This window comes from Bacteroidota bacterium, assembly GCA_020161395.1.
Classification (GTDB): domain Bacteria; phylum Bacteroidota; class Ignavibacteria; order Ignavibacteriales; family Ignavibacteriaceae; genus UTCHB3.
On the sequence record JAIUOE010000005.1, the window covers coordinates 130,833 to 157,301 of the forward strand.

Genomic DNA, 26,469 nt, shown 5'->3' on the forward strand with positions numbered 1-26,469 from the left:
TATAATTAAAAGCTGCCCCGTTTCAGAAGGCAGCTTTTAAAAATATTAAGATAAACGAGGAGTGCCGGAGTTGGAAGTCTGTTATTTACCGTCCCGGTAAATTCTGTAAACAGTTGTCGTTATTACCTGAGCCAAGGATTCGTCCACATAACTGCCATCGGTTTTTTGCAACTGTGTCATTAATCCATCCTTGTAGTCGACAACTATCTTGGTACTAAAGCCTTCGCCTCCACCGTCGGACATGCTCCACCTGTCTCTCGTGTCATAGAGAAGGGCTACACCTGCTTCGTGCCAGCGGACATCCCATGCCCTGCCGTACTCATCGTATTTCCCTTCGTAGCGGTCCATTATCTGCCCGGTCTTTTTTGCATCTATGAAGTAGTTACCTTCTTTATAAATTTTCCCGACTTTTTGAAGCGCACCTTTTTTATAGGTATAAACGATGTTATCTGCTTTGGTGATCTTACCGTTTTTGTCTCTGGTGAAGGTACGGATGGTCTTTTTATCCCCTTTAATCTTAACCAGATCTCCTTTTTTGTCATATTCAAAGAAAAGGGAAGAGGATTTGGTTTTGTTCGATTTCACTCTGTCGTTCACAACAATCGAGACAAGTCTTCCTTCTTTATCGTATTCACAAACAGTGCTGTCGAGGAGATTTTCCTTCTTTTCATTATCGACAGAAGAAGTTACATGAATTTCCATCATTACCCCCTGCTCCTTGATGGCATTACGATAATATGGCATCAGTTTTTCCCTGATTACGGGATCAAGCCTGAAATCCGTGATTTTTGTATCATTATATGTACGGACTGCTTCAAAGTCCAATTGCGAATACGGTTCCGTCAGGATAAAATCCTGCGAAAATATTTTGAATGTGCTGAGAACAAAAAATGTTGCAATTAACAAGAAGTGCCTTCTCATATTGCTCCTTTCGATTAGAAGTGATTTTTGGTATTAAATAATGAACATCGATAGTAACCAATTAATTTAACGAAGAGTTCTAAATCGAAGGCTTCGCAACCAAAGCTCTGAATTCCGATATGCAGACATCCTGCCATCTTTCCCCGGGTTTAACTCCTCTGCAGATGATTTTCACAGAAGAAGTCAACACTTCCGGAAATTCAATGGTTTGCATACCATCATATACTCTCAGATTGATCTCTCTTCTGGTCCCATCGGAAAATTCCAGTGTCGCTTCAGTCAAAATGGCATTTTGGTAGTAAAGGTCTCCAAAATATTCGCCCCCGTTTGAATAATTGGGATAGTGTGCACCGTTTAGAATTTTTATCCCTCTCAACTTTTGTGGCTGACCAAAACGATATTCTATCCATTGACCTGGTCGACTGTCCTCAGGACTCCACCATGAAAATTCGTTACCATCGAATGATTTTTCAGCCGGGTAGCTGAAACCGTAACTTGCGGGAAGTGTGGAACTGACATTTGCCCCGACGGGTACAATATCAACCGGCTGCTCCCCGGTTGCTGAGTCTTTTGCTTCAGACCCCTTCACCGGAAATCCCCCTTTCATAAAAAACAGAAGGAGCACTGTCACCAGTAAAAAAATGGTGATCGAAAGAAGAATTATAATAGTCTGGTTTTTCTTTGCCATTTCAAGCTCACAAATAATGTGTCGGTTCTTTCTGCTAAATATAGCAAATTGTGGGATTATAGTCCATACCCCCACCGGTTTTATTGTGTATTGTAATTGCACAATAGAAATGGCACTGCCTCGACTTGATAGAAATGACACTCAACTTGAAAATTTTCCACCATAACCGGAAATTCGACCATAAATTTGGAAAATTTTCTACAATAATCGCATTTTTTTAGATTTTTTTCTACAGTAAATTGGTTTTGCTGAAAGGAAGCTGCTTATTGAATATCCTTTTTTTATTATTGATTTCTTTTTAAAGTTTCGGAATCGGTGAGTTGCAAATTTTAGGAGGAGATTGTATTTGGCAATTAGCGAGCAGTGGCGAGTCTGTATTTAAAATCGAACTACTTATATAGTGCGGACGCTTTATGAATCCAAGAGTTGCATCGGTAAAGACCTTGGAAGGTGATAAACTCCTTCTGACATTCACTAAAGGTGAACAACGGATATTCGATATGGCTCCCTATCTGGAGATAGGAATTTTCAAAGAGCTAAAAGAAATTTCGAACTCGGGCAATCACCTAAATCGCATACCCGCTTTATCCATCAACCCTTCAACCAGCATTACCATAGCCATGGTATCAAGTTCACAATAACGGAGAAGACCATCCCTGAGTTGCTCCCGAAGTGTATCCGAGATTTCGGAATACTGCAGCAACCCGTATGCCGTCATCGCTGCGCCACCATCTTTTACCTCATCAAAACCCCCGAAATACTTATCCAGCATTTCGTCATCATAATCCGTAAAGAGTTTGGGAAGCGTTCTGTATGGATCGTTATTTTTTTCAGAATTAATCCAAATATGACTCTCAAAATTTAAACTGTGGATTTCCAGTCCCCTGCCGTAGATCGGTTTACTGTATTTCTCCCTCAGATACCCGGAATTATTAATAATCGCGGGTAGAATTTGCTTTATTGAATTGCTGCCTTTTGCGGTTGGCGGGTAGTAATATTTGATGATTATTTGGAACAAATCTATCATGTTCCGGATACCTTCCACTTTCTCCTTCCCGTCTTTATAATTGGTGATCGATCTTATGAATTCCTGCAATTCAGTTTTGTCACCGGGTGCGTCCTGGTCAGACTCGAGTTGATCATAAATAATTTTAAGATAGGTGTTTTCGTGATTGTGATAACGGAATATCGAACCATTATCAACTTCAAGCTGCCTTTTTAATTCCCTTACAAAATCATAGTTCGGAAAAACTCCCTTTTCAAAAGAGATATATTCGCCTGAATGTTTAACACTGCCATCTTTTTGAATCGTGTGGTGTGAAAATTGAAATGCAATTCCTTCGTAAGGATGCCTGTTTTTATTAAAGGGAATTGCCGGAGCAGAAGTTTCAAAATCGATCATGTGAAGCGGGTAAGTCCAGGTTAAAGCCTCGTTTTTGAAACCTTCACTGTCAAAATAGCTTTCCTTAGTACCGGATTTTACGCGATTAACCTGTTGCATTCTCCTTTGAAAGGGAGTCAATCCGGTAGAATCACTTCTATCATTTTTGGGAGCAATATCCGGTTCTTTAATTTCTTTAATCAAGTGGATATTCTTTTTCAATAGTTCTGCGACTATGCTTTTTCCACCTGCCAAACCACCCCAAAGTTCTGTAACCGGGTCATTTTTTCGTAATTCTTCCCCAAGCTTTGTGTGATGATCCCAGCATTCATGAAATCCGCTTTGAAATTCACCCAGCCCTGAAGAATCATTTTTAAACTGGCAGCTTTTACATTCAGTACTGAGTGGAACAAATATCCTTTCATCATTGGAATAGATATCTGCGGCAAAATTAACAAAATCACGAAAACCCAAACCATCATCGTAATTTGTCGGGAATTTGAAATCATTAATTATTCTATCCACTTCAGAACTTACATCAATGATTTTTAAGATTGAAGTGTCGAGGTCACTCCTGCTGATTCCGGGTTTTATGATAACTTCTTTGTTTCCGGAATCGTTTTTCAAAACTGTGAACAACTGATTCATTCCGTCAACGGAACAGATTTTACTTTTATCAACGAGTATTAAATGAGGAACAATGGTGTAGTTATGTAGTAAATCAGAATTGGAGAGAACGAAGTATTGAAAAGCCACATCATAAAGATAGGAGACCCATTCAGATTTGATGTAAATCCGAAATCTTAGAAGATTATTTGAACTAAATATTTAGGGGCATTCCAAAAATGCCCCTTTTTCAAATCATTCTATCGTTTTATTCAGCAACGGCTGACTTGCTCAAAAAGATTCTCCCTAAGTAAAACGCTGAAAAACATAATTACTGAAGAGTGAATTCCTACCATCCAATCTTTTTAAGTTTCGCATTAAAAATTTCAATATACGAACTATAGATGCTGATTGGGCCATCACCGTACTCATTTCTTGAGTCCTTTAAATCGATTTCAAAGATACCTTTATTACTATCATTGGCATTTTTGTTGAATTCGTTCAATGTCTCTTTAGGTAATTCAAAGAACACCGTTACCCCAGCCGATTTTTTACCCAAGAATACATTTTTTGCGCGACAAGTGATTTTCGTATCAGTTGTGTCCACTACTACGAATTCAATCGGTAGTTCCATTATTTTGAAATCTTTTTTCTCAAAGTGAATAATAAATGGATAATCGATCAAGAAATTACCATCCTTTTTGACAAGCGTAATTTTCGTATAATTTTCAATTTTATTTGGAGTGTCAGTTCTGATAACCACAAACGCGGTATCATTGGTTGAATTGAATTCTGGATCTATGAAATAAGTTTGAAGAGGTAGGTTATTGGGCTGTTGAACAAAGATTTGATAAAAATATTTAAATGAAAAGTCGGGATTATTAAAATAATTCCTTAATTCACTTGTGTCCTTAGCAGATGATATCGCTTTTGATAGGTCATCTACAGTTGGTGTTTTCATGGTTTTACTACAACCTGCGAAAAAGACGATAATAGGTTATAAAACTAAAAGTTTTTTCATAATACTACTACTCCTTTAATGATGACTAATATTGTGTATGGTTAATGGAAAAACCAAATCTTTCTGATCCTTTGTATTATATATAGACTTTCTTGTTTGCCAGTTTTTATCTCATTTCTATTTAGCATTGAAAAAAAAAGTTGACTAATACAACAAGTACCCTCAATGAATCTAAGATTTAATTTGTATCATCACAAAATTAGTAAAAATCGTTGACCTAAAAAATCTTTTTCTTTTAAATTATTTCAGTGCAAAATAGAAGGTAAACATTAAATTATTTAATCAAAATCACTCCATCAAATTTTAATTTGATTCAAGCGTATTGGATCGTTTGTCATGACATGGTGGATTTTTGCACTTGAACACAAAGTTGAAACATTAGTACAAAAATTACAATAAAAGTTACAATTTCCACCATTTAAATTACCACTTCTCCCAGAATTATCCTAAAATTATTTTATTTTTTATAACAAATTATTTTAAAGAATGGCTTTACCAAATTCAATTCATAGATCTACTAAATAAATTAATAAATCTACTAATTTTATTAGTATATCAACGAAATCATAAAACTGTAGAAGAAAATTATTTTATGAATCAATTTAAGCACTTTCAAAAATCCGGAACCCCGTTTAATGTTAAGGAATCATTAAGTCTTTGTTTTCATAAATTTAACAATTCCGTAACATTAAAAGGGATTTTTTCGTGGCACGCATCTTATTTTTAAAACAGTCAAATTTGAAATTACTACCCGCAAAAACGGAAGGAACAGCGATGAAAATCGAATACCAAAATTTCGAAAATTCTATTTTTGAAAAGCTTTGCAACACAGAAAGAAGTCAGGCATTAATCATAGTAAACTGGCTTGGAGCGCCGGAGGAAAGCTTGTTGAAGTTGCTCAAAAGACATCTTAAAGTTGTTGATCTTTCGAAGAAGATTATAAATTATCTTATTCCCGGTCAAAAAATCAAATCTCCTCACAATGCAGCAAGGGCAAGATTTGACCCCAGCAATACCCGCAAAATATTCTATACTTCCACTTCACACCTGCCGTTTATTTCGTTGACCAGACTGGTGGATTTTTTCAACACTTTAAGTTTTGACGCCGATGATATTAACATTGTATTTTTGTTGAAAAAGTTTGAAGAAACTGTTACAGAGAATCACGACAATAAAGTCAAAAATATAAACTGTTATTCGGATATAAGCATACTGGAGAATCACTCTCATTCTACCCATGAACTGTATAATTTTATGCATGAACCGCACAATTATTTCTCTCTTCACGGATACAGACTCAATGCCAATAATGCTGACATGATAATTTGCTGCAACACATTGATGACAATCGCTAAAGAATCAAAAAACGGAAATTTCCGGGTTTCCAAAACTGCAAGATACCCGGTAATACCATTAAGGAGACCTAAGCACTCTTACCCGAATAAAGAATTATTTGATATACTCTCAGTTTTAGCCAAAATTGTAACCCCCTTTTCGTATGAGAACAAATTTTACTCAGATGAAAAGCATCTACGAAGCTCGAAAGAATTCAGGGATATTATTGGTGATTACGAAAAACTTTACGCGAAATCAACTGCAATGATGGATGAAAACGAGATGTGGATATTCAGAACCGGGGAGGAGCAGATGCAACTGGATCAGGCAGTATGGAAAGAGAGGATCAAAGTTCAAAAATATCTGTTTGATTTGGTGAACTTGTTCCCTCTCCTGGAGTCAGATGAGGAGGCACCCCTAACTGTTTTCAAGATGTACGACTGGTAAAATAAAATTAATGACCTTAAAACATCAGCTAAAAACTTTTTGCATCTGACCTAAAATTATTTTACGATAAGACTCCTTATCCGTTTCATTCAGGAAACTTTTTTCGATTATATCAGAGAATTTACTTTGCAATCCGGCAAATCTATCATGGATTTTGTGAACTATATTTCGGTCGATACTCAATGAATCTGCAAATGACATGAAATCCTTAAGTTTCAAATTACTTTTCTTTCCGTTCAGTGTCAAGGCGCGATCTTCGGGATCATCGGTTATTATTAATTTTGTATTTACAAGATCATAAGCAGGTGAGAGTGATATTTCATTGTTTACTGATCTAAGCAGTGAAAAATTCTTTAGGTGCATATCAGCATTCCCGGTGAGAAATGAGAACAGAGTCAACTCATAAAATGAGACGAGATCGTTTCCCGGAAAGTCTGAATATTTTGTAATAATTTTCCCGATTTTCTCGTACGATCCTTTATATTTTCTCGCCGTCAACACTTCCGTAAGTTGTGCCATATCCTCCAGGCAGAGTTTGATTCCGTTTTGCCTGTCAAATCGTTTGGAAATATATGCAAACTCTCCTGATTTTAGAGGAATCAAAGAGTGTCTGGCTGTCTTAATCCCTGCGACCTCTGCCAAATGCATTGTTAAATCTTCATTTTGAGGCAAATCATGATATTTCTCAAATGGCGGCTTAAAAATATAACTTCCCCAGAGCCCGACTACTGTCAACCTTAATCTATTCTTACCAATTCTTTCTGTTTCAAGCGACATTTTTGGTTGAACACCGGTTACCGAGAGGTTTTTCCCCAGATATTTAAGAGCCAATTCTTCAATATCTCCAAGATTAAAGTCAATCTCAGGAGGAAATTTTGAATCAAAAATCTCTTTACTGCATTTCGGGTGGTAGATTAATTCCGGTTCAAGCACCGGTTCATAACAGAATAAACACTTACGATTATTGGTCATCAGGCACCTCATCGGGAATTATACTTACGGCACCAATGCAATCCCTGCAACACAACAGAAGAAGACTCATCCTGTCTGCCTGATCAATTTTCCAATTATGGGATACCAGGTCCAACAACCATCCCTCCGGAATCAATCCGTCAAAAAACGGGAACAGAATATTGCTTTTGTAAGTTTTCTCCGTGAGTGGAAGCGTCAGACTTACCGGCAGTGACTCCTTCGATTGAAGATATGCGTTGTCATATTTAAAAAAGTATCCTTCTTCGCTCTCTTCTATCATTCCTGCAAAAATCTCCCGAAAATAAACCTTGCCCCGTTTAATCATTTGAATCACCTCTTATGATCTTTGCGGGACGCAGTTCATGTCCAAAAAGATAAAGCACTTTGTTCACTTTATCCATTTGGAGAGATTTCTTTCCCTGTTCCAACTCTCGCAGAAAACGCAAACCAACGCCTGCTCTCATGGCGAGCTCTACCTGGGTATAACCAAGGTACTTTCGTTTTTTCTTCACAAATTCAGGAAGACTTTCAGTCGACATATATATTCCAAATTACTTGTCCGTAAAATATACCTTTTCGGGTATAAATGCAACAATTAATTTATTTTTATACCTGTGCGGGTGTAATTTTTCCCTGAAGGTAGCTATTTATACCCGAGCGGGGGTAGAAATGAAAAATCTTCGTCCCGACATCTTTTTTTGGATCATTTTCAAGAAAAAAAATGGATAATCTATGGTTTATCGTTTGTTTATAAGAGTAAATATGCTACTTTTTGAAAAATGATATATATAATTTTTTGGAGGCTGGAACATGTTGTCTGAACTATCAACTCTTCAACAGAAATGCCGCGAGAAAGACATCAAACTATTTGGTGCCATCTCCGGTGATGTAATCGGATCAGATTATGAGTTTGCCGGGATAAAATATTACGATTTTAATCTTTTCCCCCCAAATTCCAACTACACGGACGATTCAGTCCTCACTATAGCAACAGCAAGTAAACTAATTCTCTCAAGCGACTATTCGACTGAATACCGCAACTTCGGAGCAAAATACCCAAACCCCAAAGGGGCTTATGGTAACAATTTCAGGATGTGGTTACGAAACCCTGACGCGGTGCCATTAACCAGCTTTGGAAATGGCTCGGCAATGAGGGTGAGTCCGGTGGGGTATGCCTTCAAGACAATCGAAGAAACTCTCCTTGAAGCAAAGAGAAGCGCCGAAGTTTCCCATGCTCATCCCGAAGGAATTAAAGGAGCACAAGCTACCGCTGCCGCTGTTTTTCTTGCAAGAACCGGGAGTTCAAAAGAGATTATCAAGGAGTTTATCTCTACCACCTTTCAGTATGATTTGGAGAGAACCTGTGACGAAATACGCCCGAAATACCGATTTGACCCCTCATGTCAAGGTACGGTCCCCGAATCAATTATTGCATTCCTCGAAAGTAAAGATTTTGAGGATGCCATCCGCCTCACTATCTCCCTCGGAGGAGATTCCGATACGATGGGAGCTATAACAGGTGCAATTGCGGAGGCGTTCTACGGTGAAGTGCCCCAGTCAATCAAAAGGAAAGTAGTTGAATTGCTTCCTCTCGAATTTCTTGATATTATTCTGAAATTTAATACGAAATTCATGTAGATTTTCCCATTTCAAAATAATTTTACATTCATTAAGACAGATAAACATGATCTTCCTGTTTTGAATAATTGAAGCGATGGTCTCCGAGTAGTGTTAAAGTTCAGAAGAAAGTGTAATTTCATACTGGAAAAGTATCCTTCTTCACGCTTTTCCATAATTCGCAAAGACTATGGATGACATAACATTCCATATTACTCATTTATAAAATTTACCTTTTCGGGTATAGATGAAAACAAGAAATTTATTTTTATACCCGAGCTGGTATAGAATCTCCCAAATCTTTTACCTGTATCCTTCACTCCTGTTAAATCGATTTGCTTATCTCAATCCAAATATTTAAGTTTCAACTCAATATTAATTATTTGCAGGCAAGAGATGAAAAAGTTGATAGCAGCAATATTTATTGCATCAACAGTACTGGCACAAGCCCCTTGGCAGGATCCGGGGTTAAAGATAGAGTACGCCCTTTCACACAATAATTCCACTTCAATCTTCTACCGTGACTACACTTCCACAACGAATAACAACGACCTCGTTTTCGAAAACAAACTGTACCGAAAGAATATTAATTCAGGCGAAGAAACACTTCTTTTTAGCAGCAAAACGGTTTATTCAGGTACAAATCTTCTCTCAAAAGTGGATGCGGAATTTCTCTCATTTTCATCGGAGCATCCCGACAGCTTTTATATAGCAGGACAAATTTCAAGTGATTCCACGGGAGCATTTGTAAAAGGGAAGGAAATTAATGTATTCCATCCAAACAAAATAATTGAGTTCTTCTTTGCCTCAAAACAGACTCCTGGAAAATTTTATGTGAAAATCGATGGTGCTTACAAAGTTTCGTATGATTACTGCAAGACCTTTCAGATTCTCCACCAGGTTGAGCGATTCATCTGCATCTCCCCTTTCAATGACAACGAAGTAATTGCCTGGAATTCGGGTGGTATTGTCCGGTCAATTGACGGAGGAATCAATTATACAGCTCTTTATCAGCCGACATGGTCGTATGATTCTGTATCAGTATCTTATACTCGTGACAGTTCATTCCTGTTACTAACCTCCCGCTCTATTTATGACTGGATGAACGAAATAAAGTATTCAACGCAGGCAGGAAGTGCCGGAACATTCAATTCGGCACTTAATAATTTTTTTGGAACTATGCATGTAATTCCTTATAAATCCCCTTCTGACAGCATTTATTTTTATAGAGCAGATACGCTTTTCAGCAAAAAACTGGGAGCACCGGTTTTATCAGGGCAAAAGGTGTCAAATATATTTGATACCAGAATTACGGGCTCATCTGCGATAACAGGATCGACCGATCTGTTCATTTCAACCACCAATAAGATATTCAAAAAAACAGGAAATGTCTATGAAGAAGTGAAATGGATTACCACTCCATTGCCAGAACCTGATTTTTACCCGTTGCACATAGGTGATTTTTGGGTATACAAGGTGACAGGCTGGTGGGCTGATACTTTTTGGTATCCCATTGACTATACAACCGTCACTCGTGTGATGAGAGATACCCTTGTACCGGGCTGGGGCAAGTTTTTTGTTTCTGACAGATTTAATTCAAATCCCAATTTCCCAAAGCTCGAGATGAAGAAAGATAACGGGAAAATATACGAATTAATAAAGTGGGGATCGGATACAACCCACAATATATTATTGACTGAAGACAATTCACTTCTAGAGGGAGATGTGTCCGATATGAGTGTTTTAGGATCCGGGAATATCTACTGCCGGGTTTCAGATATCAGTTACAAAGAACATTTTGGTAAAATGCGTGCCACCAGAGAACTTGACATATATTCTTTATATTGGTATCTGGTGAGATCGGTTGATGGTGTTGGGATTGTGGAGGCAAGGTCTTCATTTGATTTCGGAGAAGAGATTTTCAAATTGACGGGTGCTTATGTAAATGGAGTGGTATATGGTGACACTACAACAACCGACATTGTGGATGAGGAACAAACACCACAAACATTCAAGGTAAGCCAAAACTTCCCGAACCCGTTTAATGGCAGTACAAAAATCAGTTTTTCACTTCCCGCATCCGGGGAAGTGGTGGTAAGAATATTCAATATCCTTGGACAGGAAGTGATGAGGATAAATCCCGGAAACCTACCGGCGGGCAAAAATGAAGTTTCACTCACCATGCCGGCACAATTCAATTCCGGAGTTTATCTTTGCCGTTTGGAATTCGGAGATAAAGCGGAGACCAGGAAGATTATTTATTTGAAGTAACCGGTATAAAGGATTTTCAAGCTAATATACAAAGTTTGCCGGCGAATTAGTGCTCAATATCCGATACTGCATTCTTTTTTTGATTCAAGCTTTTTTCCTTGTTCACATGCTCCAATTTTTTAGCTCTTTCAGCCCAAAACATAATCTCTTCTTCCAAAGTCAATTTTGCTAACTTTTTTTGCAAAATTCTGGCTCCTTTTCTTTTCATTTCAACACAATCGAATGGCTTATCCATAGTTTATCACCTCCAATGGAGAATAAATGGCTATCGGTTGATAACCATTTACCAGATTAATTGAATTGTATAATGGAATTTTATCAAAATGAACGATATGCTTAAAATTCCAACTGAGAATTACAGGACAATTATTAACAGTAGCGATTGCAACATGGAGAGCATCGTTGGAGCTTTTTTTCGTAACAACATTTGCCTTCAAATAACATTCACGAAGTCTGATTGCATTTTCGTCAACACCAATAATAACTACATCCTGATAGATTTCTTTGAAAAATTCTCGAACCATCTCCGGAGCAGCTGTCAACTCCTCTTCAACAAGATCAGAGATAACTATTTGGAATCGACCATCCTCAACTTGATTAAAAAACTTTTTTGTTGGATTCGAAAATTCTGAATCGAACACTCCACCGATAATGGATGTGTCCACATAGACTTTTATTTTTTTCATAAATGCAAAAGTTTAATTGGAAAATTTAGCAAATTATAATTTAAAATAACGCTTATCCTTTTAGAAATAAGAAGAACTGTTTTCTACCTTTACATCCTCCATATGGTAGCGATAACAAATGTGACAACAAGCCCCAATACTACAGGCATGAAGGTGGAAAAGATTGTCCATTTTACAGAGCCCGTTTCTTTATATATGGTGTAAATTGTCGTTGAGCATGGATTGTGCAACAGAGAAAAAAGCATGAGATTAATTCCCGTGAGCATAGTCCATCCGCCGTGCTGGAGAAGAGCTGCCGTCTGAACTTCGTCAAGATCAAACATAACACCGGCTCCTGCACCGGCACCGGCAATTTTTGCTGACATTACGGTGAGCATCAGAATTGTCGGGATTACAATCTCATTCGCCGGAATGGCAATTATGTAAGCGAGAAAAATGACTCCGTTCAATCCAAAGAAGATCGCAACAGGATCTGCATACTTGATGAAATGCTCTGCAATCGAGAGATCACCAATATGAATGTTTGCGACGAGCCAGATAACCAGTCCGGCGGGAACGGCAAACACAATAGCCCGCCACAACACAAAAAGTGTCCTGTCGATTAGTGAAGTGTAAAGTGTCTGCAATATTCGTGGTGGTCTGTATGGTGGCAGTTCCAGACTGAAAGTGGAGACTTCCCCTTTCAAAAATGTTTTAGAGAGTGACCAGGAAACAAGCAGGCTTAAAAATATCCCAAGCAAAGCCACAAAAACAACCGCACCGGCTGATGCTATTCCGGCAAGCCAGGGAGGTGCCACCGTCCCGATAAATATTGATGCAATGAGTATCTGAGTGGGCCACCTGCCATTGCAGAGTGAAAAATTGTTTGTGATAATTGCAATCAGTCTCTCCCGGGGCGAATCAATGATTCTTGTTGCCACCACTCCGGCAGCATTACAACCAAATCCCATGCTCATGGTAAGTGCCTGTTTACCGTGTGCTCCCGCCCGCCTGAAAATTGAATCAAGATTAAAAGCCACCCGTGGAAGGTATCCAAAATCCTCAAGGAGTGTAAACAACGGGAAAAACACCATCATTGGCGGGAGCATTACGCTTATAACCCATGCTCCTGCAAGATATGCTCCGTCGACAACTGCTCCCGAAAGCCACCACGGTGCTCCGGCATTCATAAACAGTTCCTTTAACCAGGGATGACCCCACTCAACCAAAAGGGTTGCTAGCCAGCCCGACGGGTAGTTTGCCCCGACAATGGTAATCCAAAATACCAGAGCAAGCATCAAGAGCATCAGGGGAAAACCAAATATCCTGCTGGTAACAAGTTTATCTATTGTTGTATCGAGCCTGAAAGCTTTTTTTGAGTCACCAAATTTTACTGCTCCTCCGGCTATTGAAGCCGCCTCGGAATAGATTGACTCGACGAGGCTGTCGTGAAAATTTTCACCTCTCTCGATTCTTAAATTTCTTGCTGTTTCCAGAATTTCTTTTTTCATATCTCTAAAATCTTGTGTTCAATACTGTATGGAATCTTCCAAACCAATTAAAATTTTTCATCTGTAAAGTTCTGCAAATTCATCATTTTCTATTGCGTCGATAATTCTTTGATCCCCTTCAAGAAGGCGGATGGCTACCCATCTTGCATTGGGAAGGTCAGGGTATTCTTTTTTTATTTTACTCGTCAATTCAGTTACTGCCGAGGAAATCTCGGGTGAGAGAGAAGAAACTTTTCGGGGTTTACAAATAAAATCCCCTTTTGCCACCTGATTAATATAAGAAAGAAGTGCAGGTATGCCCTCTCCCTGTCGTGCGGAGGCGGGAACCACCGGGATTCCCAGATCCCGTGACAAACTTCTTATATCGACTTCAATACCGTTTCTTTTTGCTTCATCCATTAAGTTAACACACAAAACCGCTTTATCAGTAATCTCGAGTACCTGTAAAACAAGATTGAGATTCCTTTCGATTCTTGTGGCGTCAGCAACAATCACCGTTACATCAGGTTTTCCAAAAAGGATAAAATCGCGGGCAATCTCCTCATCAGTACTGGTCGAGAGGAGCGAATAGGTACCGGGAAGATCGACTATTTTATATCTGCTCCCGTCATACTCAAATGCTCCCTCTGCCCGTGCCACAGTTTTACCGGGCCAGTTCCCGGTGTGTTGCCGTAATCCTGTCAGGGAGTTGAAAACCGTGCTTTTCCCTGTGTTTGGATTTCCCGCGAGGGCAACTGCAAAATTGAACTTGTCAAGATTGAGTCCAAGCCTTTTTAATGTGGCATTTTGATTTACCGGACAGATTTCACATGCATCGCCACTCATCTTTAAGCAACCTTTCTTACATTTTTCACAAAAATCAGTCTTGCCTGTTCCAGTCTCAATGCCGCAACCGCACCGCGTACCCTGTAAGCAACGGGGTCACCCGATGCACTCGACATTTCGTATATAATAGTGCTTCCGGGAACAAATCCCAGATCCATCAACCGTCTCCGCTGCTGCCCTCTCAACAATTTTGAGACCTTGTAAATCTCACACTCATAACCTTTTTTTAGCTTGTCGAGAGTAACGAGTTCAAGAGGTTCACTTTCCGACTCCGGGATTTCTATAATCGTCACATTGGAAGTGAGGAGACGCGTGAAGATTTTTTCCTCGCCATCAGCTACAAAAACAGTTTTTCCGTTCTCATTTTCCAGAACCCTGATTGTCAAACCCGGATAGACATTTTCAGCAATTATCTGGTTGTAGACCTCCTGTGGTTCATCCTCAATATGCGTAACTTTGGCAAATGTGTTTCCTGCTGAATCCCTTAGTAAAATCCCTTTTCTCGGTGGCACAAATCCCTCTTTGTCAGGAATCGGATCGCCATCCGGATCATAGAGTGGATTGCCAAGTCGGGAGGCAAGCCGGTCAGCTTCCTCCTCGGAAATTTGATGCTCACGGGCTTCCGCTTCCCTGTGCCATTCAATGCTCGGGGTACCTGTTTTGTCCGCAAGATAACTCTCCCAAAGTCTGTGGATTCGAATGACCTTCAGGGCGTAGCTTCTTCCTGTATCAGTCAGTTCTATTTTTTCATCCTTCACCGAAATAAGTCCGGAGGATTCGAGTTGCTCCCTGAGCTCATTCGATTTTTTTCTTCCTGTCCCAAGTGCTCCACCAATGCTTTCACAGGAACCGTTCCCCTTTTTCGACTCGCAGTCGTAGAGATGCTTCAGTGCATTCTCAAGAAGTTCCTTCTCGATGAATGCTTTTTGCCTTTTCGACCTGAAAAGATTTGCCAGTCCGGGAATCATTAACATTACTGCTCCCGACACTAAAAAAGATATTTCATGGATCATTTTCATTCTTCATCCTCCACCGGTACAAGGAAGAGATTCCCTGCCACCTTTTCACTAAGACTGTGTGTAACATTCCCGATTATGACAACAGTTGAGTTGTCGAATGCAAGTCTGGATTTTACTGTAATTTCCTTATTTAGACAAAGGCCGATCCCCGAAAAATAATCCATTAACTCAGAGGAACTGTCAATCACCCTGACAAGTTTATAAATTTTGCCTGCTTCACAGGAATGAAGCGGGACAACGGCAGGCACTTCGGGCATGTTGCCTTCTCTGTCAGGTATCGGTTCACCATGAGGATCAAACTGAGGATGTCCCAGATATCCATCGAGTTTCTCAATAAGAAAGTCAGAAGTGGAGTGCTCCAAAAGTTCTGCTTCGGCATGTACCTCGCTCCAGGTAAGCCCCAGGATATCCCTAAGAAACAGCTCCCAGATCCGGTGCCGCCGAATGATGTTCAGGGCTTCTTTCCTTCCCTCATCTGTGAGGGACATGCCCCGGTATTTCTCATAGTTCAGGTATCCCTGCTCTGAGAGTCTTTGCACCATTTCGCTGGTTGCCGCCTTGGATACATCGAGGCGGCTCGCAATCTCTGCAGTCGAAACTGCGTTACCATCACTTCCGGTTGAAATCTGGTAGATGGCTTTTAGATAATCTTGTTTTGATATTGTTGGCATAAATAAAGATAAATTGTTATTTAAATTTAGGCATTCCTAACTTTATTTGCAAGGTAAATTAAAAGACTTGCAGTATTTATTTTGAATAATTTAATTGCTATTTTTCAGTTATGAAATTTACTCTCTTTACTTTCCTGCTTGCACTGATTGGAGCCACTTTAGTTGGTGGTCTGATCGGTTATCTTTTCAGAAAATTTTTTATCAAAGAAGATAATCAAAACCGGAGTGCTGAAGAGGGTATTCAGGCATCGATAGAATATTTCAAGAAGAAAGAAGCCATACGGTGGAGGGGTTCGCTCATTTTATTGCTTTCTGTCGGCTTTGCTCTGATAGCTCAACCGGTTGCCTGCAAAATCGGAATCAATCTGAATCCTTTCAACCTGTCGCCTGACCATCAATTTTTCATGCTTGTCACAGGTGGTGTTTTGATATTGACCGGACTTTTGTATCTCGCTAAAAACAGATAATTTTAATTGTCAGAACTGGAAAAAACTTGAATAAATATCTCATCCGGCTGGTTTTTCTCACTTTCTTTTTATTGATAGTAAATTCCACTTTAAATGCACAATTTATTAAGCTTCATAAAGCCGGTGCCGGAGCGGGACTTGGCGTGCTGAAAGGGAACACACCCGAGGAATTTGGTTATTCCGCTCAAGCATCTGTGGATTTCAAACTGTGGTTTTCTGAAAAATATTATTTCAGAACTGCGGCTTTTTATGCAAGGAAGTTTTCGATTTTGCTGCCTGAGGACAGATTCGGCAGGAACTATCCCTTTGTACAAGGTTTTTCGCTAAAATTCATGGGAGAGCAACTGGTAACAACACACATTTCCATCGAAGGTGGAGGCGGGCTGGCTGTTATAAATGACCGCTCATTTCCGGAGGTCAATTCCTGGTCTTTCGGAAGCGGAATTTCCTTCCATACAGTCTTCTATTTTTTTGATAAAACCGTGGAATCGAAAGGGTGGTCTCTACATGCAGGTGTGGAATGGAACATCGGATTTTTTAATACAGTCCCCGAGTTGAATACCATTCAGGCGCAGTTGCATTATAATTTTAATTAGGTTGCTTTACCCTCACAATTAAAGCTGTTTCATCATCATAAGGTTCCCTTTCACCTCTGAAACTTATGAGTTCTGATGATATCCTGTTATACTGTTCTTCCGGGCAAAGGTGATTTGTAGCAGAGAAAATTTCCTTCAGCCTGTCGTCTCCGAAAAGTTCGTTTTTATTGTTCATCATTTCGGTTATACCATCCGAGAAAAGTAATATTGAAGTGTTGGGGTGCAATTCTATGCGAACCTCTTCAAGGTGCTGATCGAAAAGCTCGCCTCTGTCCAGACCGACCGCCAGACCTTTCGGCTGTAAAAATTTCGTGGTTCCGTTATGTGAAATCAGAACAGGAGTATGTCCTGCCCTGCAGACCCTCAGGCAGTTCAAACTTGTATCAAGCCCGATAAGAGTCATGGTGATAAACCAGTTCTTGCCGAGAGAATCGTAAATCTTTTTGTTCAGCTCCTTAAGGATTTCGGCAGGGGTTCTGTCCACAGTGCAAAGCATCCTTAGCATCGCCTGCACTCGGGTCATGTGAATCGCTGCCGGGAGCCCTTTACCGCTGACATCACCAATCACCAGAAAGAACCGTGAGTCAGAGACCTTGATGATATCAAAGTAATCACCGCCAATGTGAGAAGCAGGTATCATCCTGCCGAACATTTCAATGTTGTCACGAACAGGGAAAGATGCGGGGAGAAGTGACTCCTGAATACTTTTTGCAACATCTATATCCCTCTCGAGCTGGGCTTTCTTTGTCTCTTCGAGATAAAGTCGTGCATTTTCAACCGACACCGCAATCTGGGAGGCAACAGAACTGATCGACTCAATATCTTTCTCCGCAAAAGGATTGCCGTTATATTTTTCACCAAAAGCTATAAAACCAATCAATCGCCTGCTTACCTTTAGAGGAATAATAAGGACATAATGCTCCTCCCTGAACCAGGTTCTGTCTTCCTTGTTAAAGATGCTGAATGATTCGCCTGTTATTCTCTTCTTCTTTCCCTCATCCAGATAAATTTTATACTTGAGTTCAAAATCTGCGAGTTGTGTGGAAAGCGTTTCTCTTGTTTCACTGTTTCCAAACTCTGTGGCGAGGTGGAATGAATCGTTGCTTGTTAGATAGACAGACATTTTTCTTACGAGAATCAGGTCACGGAATGTATCTCTGACCGATCTGAGAATGTTTTCAAGTCCTACAATATTTGCAAGTTCCTCACCGTAACTCAACAGTATCTGATTGTTAAAATACTGATCAGGGAAGAACCGTTTCGTGATAAACAAATGGAATTTATCTTTGGTCCTTTGAAAGACGAGGGCAAAAATTACAAAACTGAGGACTGCGACAAAGTTTTTATACTCCTCTCCAAAAATGGTACCCGCTCCCTGACCGAAACCGTAAATCGAGAGAAAATAGATGACTGCAATACTGATAGATACACTTCCGTAAAGAATCGAATTTTTTACGACGATGCTGACATCCATCAACTGATATTTGAAGATAGCAACCGCAAATGCAATTGGTATCAGGGTCAGAGTGAGAAGTACTACATAAAATTCAGGATTATTGTAAAAAATAAGAGCATTTCTTGGAGCAAAGAAAAAGAGCCCGAGTACGCTGAAGAAACCCAAAGCGTACACAGCCGTCAACCAGCGGAGTGGCACACCTTCCTTTTTCTTCCAGTATCTTATGCTGCTGACAATCAGACTGATCAACCCGAAAAGGAGTGAAAATACATTTAACAGATTTACAATTCCCTCCGGATTTATATAAGACATTCGATATTCGGGATCATTCAGTCTCATATGAGTCAGATAGATTGCTATCAAACTGGGTATTATAAAAAACGAATATAGTATATAGAGAGAATACTTGTACTTAAGCAACACGCTTTTATGCGGAAACACAAGGAAAAAATGAACAAAGATTCCGGCTGTGGCACAACTTATTATCAACCAGGGATAATAATACAAAACCGGGACCGAAAAATTGGGATTCAGGTAGAGCAGATGATCTATAAATGCCCCCCTGCTGGCATATATTGTCCCAAATACACCGATAAGATAAAACAGAGTTTGAACAAGTCCGTAAGGGTTGGAAAAGATTACAAGATAACCTACCATCAGCCAGACAAAATAGAAAATTGCATAATAGAGATCGGGATAACTGATAAGTTTTTTCACGAACACCTTGGTCGTAAAAACCTTGTCACCCCTTTTTATCGTATATTCAGCGTATTGTCCGTAGTCCAGCTTATTAAGAATCTGTTGAGCGTTGTAAGTATCGTAAACAGGTTGTCCGTTAAGCTTCAGAAGTACATCCTCGTTCTTGATACCTGCGAGGTCAACAACACCTCCGGGCTTCACATCCCTGATATAGATCACCCAGTTACCGTTTTTCCCTTTACCGGCATACCACAGGCATTCATCGTTGGAGGTGGTGTTCACAAAAATTAGTTGATAAATACTCAACAGACCAAGCAGGGCAACCAGCAGGGTTGCAGCATTTATTATAAACTTTCGTTCAAAAAAGAGGCTGTTTATCTTCACTTCTTTTTTACCTTTATCACTATAATGGTGATATCATCAGACTGAAAGGCACCGTTTGCAAAGTCATAGACCGAATGACGAATCCTGTCGAGGATCTCAACCGCGGGAAGTGCAGCAGACTCCCTGACCAGCAATTCGAGAGTTTCATCGCTGAATTCCTCATCCTCCGGGCTCTTCGCTTCCGTAACCCCGTCTGTAAACAAAACTAAAAGATCGTCTTCGTGAAGCTGAATCGTCTCGGTGAGATACGGGGTAAAAGTCGGCATGACACCAAGAATGATACCTCCCTTGTCGAGATAGGTTATCTCGCCGCCTCTGACAAGAAGCGGGGGATTGTGACCGGCATTCACATACGAAAACTCCAGATTACTGTTATCGAGGATCCCCCAAAAGAATGTAATAAATTTTCCGTCGGAGGTATTGTCCGCCACCAGATTATTTATCGTGCCTGTGGCATCATCGATGGCAACATTCTGGGTACAAATCGATTTCAAAAACGCCTGCAGATTTGCCATCAGAAGTGCGGCAGGAACTCCCTTCCCTGATACATCCCCGATTGCAACAAAATATTTATGCTGATCCTTTTTAATTATATCATAATAATCGCCACCGACCTGTTTTGAAGATATCGATGTGGCTGCAATCTCAAATGCCGGCATGGATGGAATCTCTTTAGGCAAAAGATTTTTTTGGATGTCTTTTGCGAGCTCAAGCTCTTCTTCAAGTTTTTGCTTTTCAAGTGCTTCCCGGAAAAGTCTTTTGTTCTCCAAAGATATTATTGCAAGACTGCCAATAGAGTAGATAAATTCTATGTCAGTTTCGAGAAACAACTGCTGGTTCGCCCTTTTACCGAGCAGGATAAGCCCCTTTGCTTCATTTTGAATCTTCATCGGGACAACAATCTCAACTTTGAGTGATGCCAGGTCAGGATGAAGTTTATCTATTTCGTCACCGAGGTAGTGGGTGTCGATACTTTTAAGAGCGAGTGAATCTGCGATATCCTTCAATTTCCCCTTGGAAATGGTGGAATCAAGTATTTTCGCCTTCCTCTCTTCAAAAATAATTATGGCATAAACGGAGGAGAGAAAATGCCCGAGAAGAGAGTAGGCAAGAAGCTTGCTGATGCGTGACTCCTCGGTAAGAAGTCCAAATTCCTTGCCGAGTTCAAATAGTGAACTGAGTCTGTTAATCCTCGAATCGAGGTTACGGTTCACCTGTTTAAGTTCTGTTATGTTAAGTGAATTTTCTATTGCTGTGGCGGCAATGTTCAGGATTGTTCTTATAAAATCAATTTCATCGCTATTATAAGGCTGTTTGGTAATCTTTTCGCCTAATGCGATGTAGCCAAGCTCTTTCCGCGAGGAAGAGATTTTCTCGACCACTGAAACACCGAGTTTTGAGAAGTACCCATCCTCAACGAGTCGATCTGAGAACCGGTGGCCTGCGGAATTAAATTCCTCCACCAGCAGATGTGAAATTCCTTTTGCGGTTTTTATCTGCGCTGTTCCGTTTTCTTCGATAAGCACAAAACCTTTGGTCGTCAGGAATTTGCCAAGACAACTGAAAAGAAGGTTGTTCAGCGTAAAATCGAGATCAAGACTCGAGTTCACTATCCGGCTGAACTCCACAAGAGCAGAGAGATTTCGCTGGAGTTTAAGTGTTTCAGTATCGGGCATCTTTAAAAAATCTTCTTCTTTAGAACAAGTTTATTGTACTCACCGGTCACCGAGAAATAATCGACTTCATCCATCAATATTTTCATAAGATGGATTCCGAGACCGCCCCGCTTTTTCTCCTTAAGATATGCAACCATATCAGGATACTTCACCGAGGAGGGGTTAAATCCCGTTCCGTGGTCGGTAAGAATTATCGTGCATTCGTTTTCATCACAGATGAAGGTAACCACAATTTCACCTTCCGGGCTGTTTTTGTACGCATGCCTGATAATATTTGAAGATGCTTCATCAACTGCAAGAATTAACTTGTCAACGACATCCTTGCTGATACTGAAATGCCGTGCGGAATTACCCACGAACTCCCGAATCAGCGCAAGGTTTTCGGTGCTGCTCTTAACTCTCAACTCCAGGTTGTTAGCATTGTTGTTATTCACTTTGGTCAGGCACCTTGTTGTTTAAATTTTGTGAGAGCCCCGTCGACATCAGGAAGAATATCGTAGAGAAGGGGGAATCCCAAAAGATCAAAAATACTGTAAACTGTGGGTTTCATGTTGGCGAGTTTAATGTCGCCTCCATTCTCGCGCATAGTCTCAATGTAAGCCATAAATACACCGAGCCCGGCGCTTGAAATATATTCAAGGTCCTGAAAATTGACAACCACTTTATACTTGCTTTTGTCAATCAGTCCGGTGAACGCCGATTCCAATTCAGGCGCCGTATGAGCGTCAAGATAACCGGTGAGTTCAATAATACTGCACTCACTTGCCTCTTTTAAATTGGTTTTAAATTCTGCCATTATTGTTTCTCCGTTTTAATTCTTTTCAGGATCACAAGTGTAATATCATCATGCTGTGGTTTTGATCCTGCAAATTCAGTTAAATCTTTTACTATCCGGGAAGCGAGATTGTTCACACTTCCGTTATTCTCTGATAGAACAAGAGATTTTAGCCTCTCTGTTCCGAAATCTTTCATAATTTCATTTTTCATTTCATTAACCCCGTCGGTGAAGAGAACGATCTGCTCTCCCTCGCTCAGGACGAAACACTCTTCAACAAGTTTTTCCTCGAAAAGCCCCGTAAAATTCATTCCAAGACCAAAACCCTGAGGAACTCTCTCCGTGATACCGGTGTCCGATTTGTGCAATACAGGACAATGCCCTGCCCTCGCAATTGTAAACTCCCCTGTTTCCGGATTGAAAATTCCGTAAACAGCGGTGATAAACACCCTTCTGTCCAGAACTTTCTGTAAAACTTTGTTTGCCTCCACCAGAATCTCTTTGGGAGTAAATTTCATCGTTGCAAAAGATTCGAGTATCCCTTTTAGTTCTGCCATCACAAAAGCTGCCGAAATCCCTTTCCCCGAAACATCCGCAATTACAAATCCTGTCATTCCGTTTGGAAGTGAAAAGAAATCATAATAGTCACCCCCAACTTCGAATGCCGGTATAAAAACAGCGGCTATTTCGTAACCCTTTATTACCGGAAGTGAAGCCGGAAGAATCTTTTGCTGCATCTCCCTTGCAACATCGAATTCTTTTTCCAGTCTTTCTTTTTCGATTGACTCCTGTAGCAGATATGAGTTCTCGATCGCGACCGATGCATAATCTGCAAAAGTCTGAATTATGTTTCTCTCCTCATCGTCATACTCGACTGCATCTTTTTTCAGCAGAATGAGCATTCCGTGTGTCCTCGAATATGAAATCATCGGCACTACATACACGAAAGAATATTGCTCATCAGTCATTTCGCTACGGTAAAACTCCTTCAGGTCGAGCATCAGGATCCTTTTTACCGTGGTCAAATCATGTTTTGAGGTGAGGAAAGCAGTCACTTTCTCCGCCGTCACAAATCCTGTTCCCTTTATTCCTTCGGTGCGGTTTTTATCACCAAAAAGGAAAAGCCACGAAGCATTCGCGCCTGAAACATCCAGTGCCAGATCTGAAATGGTATCGGATAACTCCTTCGCATCAAAAACCTGGTTTATCAGTTTACTGAAATACTGAAGTGACGATATCTCCTTTGTCCGCCTGTCAAACGCTTCCGCTGTAGGAAGGTGGAACAAAGTAGTAAAAAATAAAACGCCAAAATAAATTATTCCATAAACGGTTATTAGATTATTGAAACGGTAAAAAGCATGTGAAAAACCGGAGAGTAAATTGTTGAATCCCGACTGGTCAGAAGACACCGAAAGATAAATTATCAACAATGCTATCATCATAACCGAGATCAGAAGCAACTGCCTCTTCTGTCTTTTCTTCAAAAAAGCAATCCATGAAATCTTTAAACTGTTCATGAACATCAAAATTGTGGCAACCACATAGAATGTAATCTGGATGAACTCGTAATCTGTAAACCTCTTCTCGGAAGTGAACGAAGTGGCAACCGTCAGTGCGATAAAAATCAGCATCGCATTGAAATAGATATTCAGGTTTTTGCTTTGTTTCAGAAAGAAAAGGTGCCTGAATATCACGAGTGATGCCACTGATATAATTATAGTTGTGGTATGCAGAATCAAAACGAGCGGCAACACATCCAGCCCGATCAGTTTTTCATAAGAGACTGATGCTATGGGGAATAAACTGTCGATGGAATTGTAAAGAAGTTTAAGAAAAATACCGATGAAAGTAAGAACAAGGAGCGCCGTAACTAACCAGGTGGGTGCTGCCTTGTAAGACGAAGTCAACTTAATCGATTCGGATATGAGCACAAAAAGTATGGCAACAGATCCAAACTCCAACAGGAGTACCGTCCCAAAACTGTCTCCGGAGATGAAGAAAGTTCTGAAAATGCTGAGTACTACAAATCCGATAACTCCGGGAAGTAAAAACCGGTTGAACAGTGGTGGTATCTGCAAAGAATGCTCTTACATAATTTTCTGGTAATTGGTAAATAAATTACCAAAAAAGCCCGTCTCTGCAAAATATTGAGTGATGAACGGCAATGTTTAGTTATGAATTATGAGTTTTTAGTTATTAGTGAACCCACTCATAATTCATAACTAAAAACTCATAACTAAATAACGACTGCCTTCTTCTCTTTTTTTGGTTTAGGTTTAAGCTGTTTCATTTCGTCGCGGAACTTGTCCATTTCTTCACGGAATTTATTCATCTCTTCCTGGAACTGTTTCATGTTTCCGTCGAAATTTTTGAACGGGAAATTGAAATTGAAAGTGGAATCTTTTCCTTTGAATTTGAAGATCATCAAAGAGTCGAGATTGCCGAGTCCTTTTAAGTCTTCCAGTTTTTCAATTCCCTCCGGAACAAGTATTTTGAAACCGGCACTGTCTTTACCGGGGAAATGCATATCGAAATTGAAGCCCTTTGAAGTATCAAACTTGAATTCAAAGATGTTTCCGGAACCCGGCACACCCATCGAATCGAGCTTGAACTTAAATCCGAATGGTTCTCCCGGTTTTGAGCCTTCAAAATTGAAACGGAGGTCGAGGTTTTTCATGCTCAGATCGACGAGTGAATCCAGGCGTTTGAGTACCATGATATCGGGAGTGGCAGCTTCAAAAGCACCTTCCGGTATATCAAACTTCAGGAAGTTGGTATCAATGAACACCTTGAATTTAGTGGATTTCGAGGAATCACCGTTTTTCCCGTAATACCCGCCAAATTTGTGTTTTCCAGTGTTAAAGTTTTCAGTTTTGTTAGCGAAGATTGCTGTTTTGTTGGCAACCGGGATGTTAAATTTCGGATCCTTTGTGTTCACCTTAATCGATGCGATAAACACGGTATCAGGATTGATACAGACATAATCGTCTGCATTTTCAGCAAAGTCAATATCCGAGAAAGCAGGCATCGATTCAAGGAAGGCAGCCGGCATCACCTTTGCGAGTGCCTGGTTTTCCGCTGCGATAGCCATAATCTCAGCCTTTAAGGCTTTATTATAGTTCCACAAATTGGCATTCACCGCTACCGTGTTATTCTCGTTTACCAGGATGGCTTTTCGAATCTTGCTCTCATATTTCTTCAGGACACCATCCAGCTTGGTTTTCTGCTCTTGATTCAGATTCAGTTTTTCGGTGAATTCTTTCAGCGAAATCTTTGAGTCGCCTGCCGTCATCTGTCTGATAGCTATCGAAGCACCATCTTTCGATCCGTCAAGGCTGATTACATTCGTTCCCATTGAATCAACCGGCAACACCTGTGAAAACGCAAAATTAAAGATATCGTCCTTCGAAAGTTCATCCTCCTGGAAATAGGGTCTGAGGTTCTTTGTATAAAACTCCACAATATTCCCTTTCTGGTCTTCCACGAGTCTGTCGAGGAATTCAGGACTCACTCTGAAGAAAAACATCAGGACGACAGTAAGTACCGCAAGTGATGCTGCGGGTTTTACGAACGGCTTCCACTTGGCGGTTTTTTTGTTCTCTGTTTTTATAAATTCGTTTAGTCTTGTATAAAAATAATGGTCCTCAGGAAGTGGCGGCAGTTTCCGGACAACCTGTTTTATTTTTGCCATTTCCGCATATTTTTCTTTGTATGCAGGGGAATTTTGTACTTTTTCCTTGTAGACAGCCGCCTGATCCTCTCTCAGTTCATTGTCGATCAATGCGGAAATATTCTCAAAATCTTTATCAAATTGCTTCATATTAGTTCCTCGCGCCAGGGTTCTAAAATCTTTTTTAGTGCTTCGCGTGCTCTGAAAATTCTTGATTTAACTGTGCCGATATCGGTGCCCGTTGTTTCCGAAATCTCCTGATAGCTGAGACCTTCAAAATCCCGAAGGATTAAAGGCTCACGCAGTTTCTGCGGAAGTTTCGCAACAGCATCCCGTACCATTTCGTTTATATCGAAGTTGTCTTTATACCCTCCGGAATCAGGGAGATTGTCTCCTTCATCACCATTAAAAGCTGAAAAAATCGACATGATTTTCTGCTTTCTGACATGATCCCGGATCTTGTTGATTGTGATTGTATACAACCATGTGGTAAACTGCGACTGAAAACGAAACTGTTTCAGCTTCCTGTAAACAGAAAGAAAAACATCCTGACTGATATCATCGATCGATGATGTGTTGCCAAGATTCAGATAGATAAGATTTCTGACTTTCTCTTTGTGTCTGACCACCAGATCCTTAAAAGCCGACTCCTCGCCGTCCTTAAAAGCCTGTATCAGAGCAAAGTCATCTTGCAGACTGAATATATTCTGTGCTGGTTGAGGCATATCTTCATTATTTTGTTTTTCGTTCATAGCTTTTGACGAGCTCCTAAAAGTTTAAGTTCCACGATTGTTGA

24 protein-coding genes and 1 pseudogene are annotated in these 26,469 nt (G+C 40.2%); 6 read left to right on the plus strand and 19 right to left on the minus strand.

Annotation, left to right across the window (positions count from 1 at the left end):
* Positions 1-81: 81 nt before the first annotated feature.
* Both LCH52_09790 and LCH52_09795 read right to left on the minus strand, forming a co-directional pair.
* A complete protein-coding gene (locus LCH52_09790; GenBank protein MCA0388773.1) occupies positions 82-921 on the minus strand; it encodes a hypothetical protein in 840 nt (279 codons plus the stop codon).
* Between the two features lie 79 nt (positions 922-1,000).
* Positions 1,001-1,609, minus strand: coding sequence for a discoidin domain-containing protein (locus LCH52_09795; GenBank protein ID MCA0388774.1), 609 nt, complete (start codon positions 1,607-1,609; stop codon positions 1,001-1,003).
* 413 nt (positions 1,610-2,022) lie between these two features.
* On the opposite strand from LCH52_09795, the gene LCH52_09800 reads away from it, so the two are divergent.
* A complete protein-coding gene (locus LCH52_09800) occupies positions 2,023-2,250 on the plus strand; it encodes a DUF2442 domain-containing protein (GenBank protein ID MCA0388775.1) in 228 nt (75 codons plus the stop codon).
* On the opposite strand, the gene LCH52_09805 is transcribed toward LCH52_09800, so the two are convergent.
* Both LCH52_09805 and LCH52_09810 read right to left on the minus strand, forming a co-directional pair.
* Positions 2,172-3,746, minus strand: a complete 1,575-nt coding sequence (locus LCH52_09805; GenBank protein MCA0388776.1) for a DUF2779 domain-containing protein — start codon at positions 3,744-3,746, stop codon at positions 2,172-2,174. The genes LCH52_09800 and LCH52_09805 overlap by 79 nt on opposite strands.
* 199 nt (positions 3,747-3,945) lie before the next feature.
* Positions 3,946-4,557 (minus strand): hypothetical protein, encoded by a 612-nt coding sequence (locus LCH52_09810; protein MCA0388777.1) that lies wholly within the window; start codon positions 4,555-4,557, stop codon positions 3,946-3,948.
* Positions 4,558-5,391: 834 nt separating this feature from the next.
* Between LCH52_09810 and LCH52_09815 the strand changes: the two genes are divergently transcribed.
* The gene (locus LCH52_09815; protein MCA0388778.1) at positions 5,392-6,399 is read left to right on the plus strand and encodes a hypothetical protein; all 1,008 of its coding nucleotides are present in this window, start codon (positions 5,392-5,394) and stop codon (positions 6,397-6,399) included.
* 24 nt (positions 6,400-6,423) lie between these two features.
* On the opposite strand, the gene LCH52_09820 is transcribed toward LCH52_09815, so the two are convergent.
* Genes LCH52_09820 through LCH52_09830 form a run of 3 tightly spaced genes read right to left on the minus strand, consistent with a single transcriptional unit; the run spans position 6,424 to position 7,910 of the window.
* On the minus strand, positions 6,424-7,371 hold the full coding sequence (locus LCH52_09820) for a HipA domain-containing protein (GenBank protein MCA0388779.1): 948 nt from the start codon (positions 7,369-7,371) through the stop codon (positions 6,424-6,426).
* Positions 7,361-7,693 carry a HipA N-terminal domain-containing protein gene (locus LCH52_09825; GenBank protein MCA0388780.1) on the minus strand — a complete coding sequence of 111 codons (333 nt, stop codon included), beginning with the start codon at positions 7,691-7,693 and terminating at the stop codon, positions 7,361-7,363. The genes LCH52_09820 and LCH52_09825 overlap by 11 nt, the downstream gene beginning before the upstream one ends.
* On the minus strand, positions 7,689-7,910 hold the full coding sequence (locus LCH52_09830) for a helix-turn-helix domain-containing protein (protein ID MCA0388781.1): 222 nt from the start codon (positions 7,908-7,910) through the stop codon (positions 7,689-7,691). The genes LCH52_09825 and LCH52_09830 overlap by 5 nt, the downstream gene beginning before the upstream one ends.
* 271 nt (positions 7,911-8,181) lie before the next feature.
* On the opposite strand from LCH52_09830, the gene LCH52_09835 reads away from it, so the two are divergent.
* Positions 8,182-9,009 (plus strand): ADP-ribosylglycohydrolase family protein, encoded by an 828-nt coding sequence (locus LCH52_09835; protein MCA0388782.1) that lies wholly within the window; start codon positions 8,182-8,184, stop codon positions 9,007-9,009.
* A gap of 375 nt (positions 9,010-9,384) precedes the next feature.
* Positions 9,385-11,259 carry a T9SS type A sorting domain-containing protein gene (locus LCH52_09840; GenBank protein MCA0388783.1) on the plus strand — a complete coding sequence of 625 codons (1,875 nt, stop codon included), beginning with the start codon at positions 9,385-9,387 and terminating at the stop codon, positions 11,257-11,259.
* A 46-nt stretch (positions 11,260-11,305) separates the two neighbouring features.
* Here the strand turns inward: LCH52_09840 and LCH52_09845 are convergent, their stop codons facing one another.
* The 5 genes and pseudogenes from LCH52_09845 to LCH52_09865 form a co-directional block, all read right to left on the minus strand.
* Positions 11,306-11,494 (minus strand): hypothetical protein, encoded by a 189-nt coding sequence (locus LCH52_09845; GenBank protein MCA0388784.1) that lies wholly within the window; start codon positions 11,492-11,494, stop codon positions 11,306-11,308.
* Positions 11,487-11,945, minus strand: coding sequence for a type II toxin-antitoxin system VapC family toxin (locus LCH52_09850; protein MCA0388785.1), 459 nt, complete (start codon positions 11,943-11,945; stop codon positions 11,487-11,489). The genes LCH52_09845 and LCH52_09850 overlap by 8 nt, the downstream gene beginning before the upstream one ends.
* 89 nt (positions 11,946-12,034) lie before the next feature.
* Positions 12,035-14,260 (minus strand): annotated as a pseudogene (gene feoB, locus LCH52_09855) (ferrous iron transport protein B).
* A 2-nt stretch (positions 14,261-14,262) separates the two neighbouring features.
* Entirely contained in the window at positions 14,263-15,279 is a 1,017-nt protein-coding gene (locus LCH52_09860) for a metal-dependent transcriptional regulator (protein MCA0388786.1), read from the minus strand.
* The gene (locus LCH52_09865; GenBank protein ID MCA0388787.1) at positions 15,276-15,950 is read right to left on the minus strand and encodes a metal-dependent transcriptional regulator; all 675 of its coding nucleotides are present in this window, start codon (positions 15,948-15,950) and stop codon (positions 15,276-15,278) included. Before LCH52_09865 ends, LCH52_09860 begins: the two co-directional genes overlap by 4 nt.
* A gap of 110 nt (positions 15,951-16,060) precedes the next feature.
* Between LCH52_09865 and LCH52_09870 the strand changes: the two genes are divergently transcribed.
* Positions 16,061-16,417: a hypothetical protein gene (locus LCH52_09870; GenBank protein ID MCA0388788.1), complete on the plus strand. Its 357-nt coding sequence runs from the start codon at positions 16,061-16,063 to the stop codon at positions 16,415-16,417.
* 26 nt (positions 16,418-16,443) lie between these two features.
* Positions 16,444-17,013 carry a hypothetical protein gene (locus tag LCH52_09875; GenBank protein ID MCA0388789.1) on the plus strand — a complete coding sequence of 190 codons (570 nt, stop codon included), beginning with the start codon at positions 16,444-16,446 and terminating at the stop codon, positions 17,011-17,013.
* On the opposite strand, the gene LCH52_09880 is transcribed toward LCH52_09875, so the two are convergent.
* The 7 genes from LCH52_09880 to LCH52_09910 all read right to left on the minus strand — a co-directional run bounded on the left by LCH52_09880 (position 17,006) and on the right by LCH52_09910 (position 26,425).
* Positions 17,006-19,552 carry a SpoIIE family protein phosphatase gene (locus tag LCH52_09880; GenBank protein MCA0388790.1) on the minus strand — a complete coding sequence of 849 codons (2,547 nt, stop codon included), beginning with the start codon at positions 19,550-19,552 and terminating at the stop codon, positions 17,006-17,008. The genes LCH52_09875 and LCH52_09880 overlap by 8 nt on opposite strands.
* Positions 19,549-21,228: a SpoIIE family protein phosphatase gene (locus tag LCH52_09885; GenBank protein ID MCA0388791.1), complete on the minus strand. Its 1,680-nt coding sequence runs from the start codon at positions 21,226-21,228 to the stop codon at positions 19,549-19,551. Before LCH52_09885 ends, LCH52_09880 begins: the two co-directional genes overlap by 4 nt.
* A 2-nt stretch (positions 21,229-21,230) precedes the next feature.
* Positions 21,231-21,662, minus strand: coding sequence for an ATP-binding protein (locus LCH52_09890; protein ID MCA0388792.1), 432 nt, complete (start codon positions 21,660-21,662; stop codon positions 21,231-21,233).
* Between the two features lie 5 nt (positions 21,663-21,667).
* Positions 21,668-22,024, minus strand: a complete 357-nt coding sequence (locus LCH52_09895; protein ID MCA0388793.1) for an STAS domain-containing protein — start codon at positions 22,022-22,024, stop codon at positions 21,668-21,670.
* Complete coding sequence (locus LCH52_09900; protein ID MCA0388794.1) at positions 22,024-24,081, minus strand: SpoIIE family protein phosphatase; 2,058 nt, start codon at positions 24,079-24,081, stop codon at positions 22,024-22,026. Before LCH52_09900 ends, LCH52_09895 begins: the two co-directional genes overlap by 1 nt.
* A 158-nt stretch (positions 24,082-24,239) precedes the next feature.
* Positions 24,240-25,823, minus strand: coding sequence for a hypothetical protein (locus tag LCH52_09905; protein MCA0388795.1), 1,584 nt, complete (start codon positions 25,821-25,823; stop codon positions 24,240-24,242).
* Complete coding sequence (locus LCH52_09910; protein MCA0388796.1) at positions 25,820-26,425, minus strand: RNA polymerase sigma factor; 606 nt, start codon at positions 26,423-26,425, stop codon at positions 25,820-25,822. Before LCH52_09910 ends, LCH52_09905 begins: the two co-directional genes overlap by 4 nt.
* Positions 26,426-26,469 lie beyond the last annotated feature (44 nt).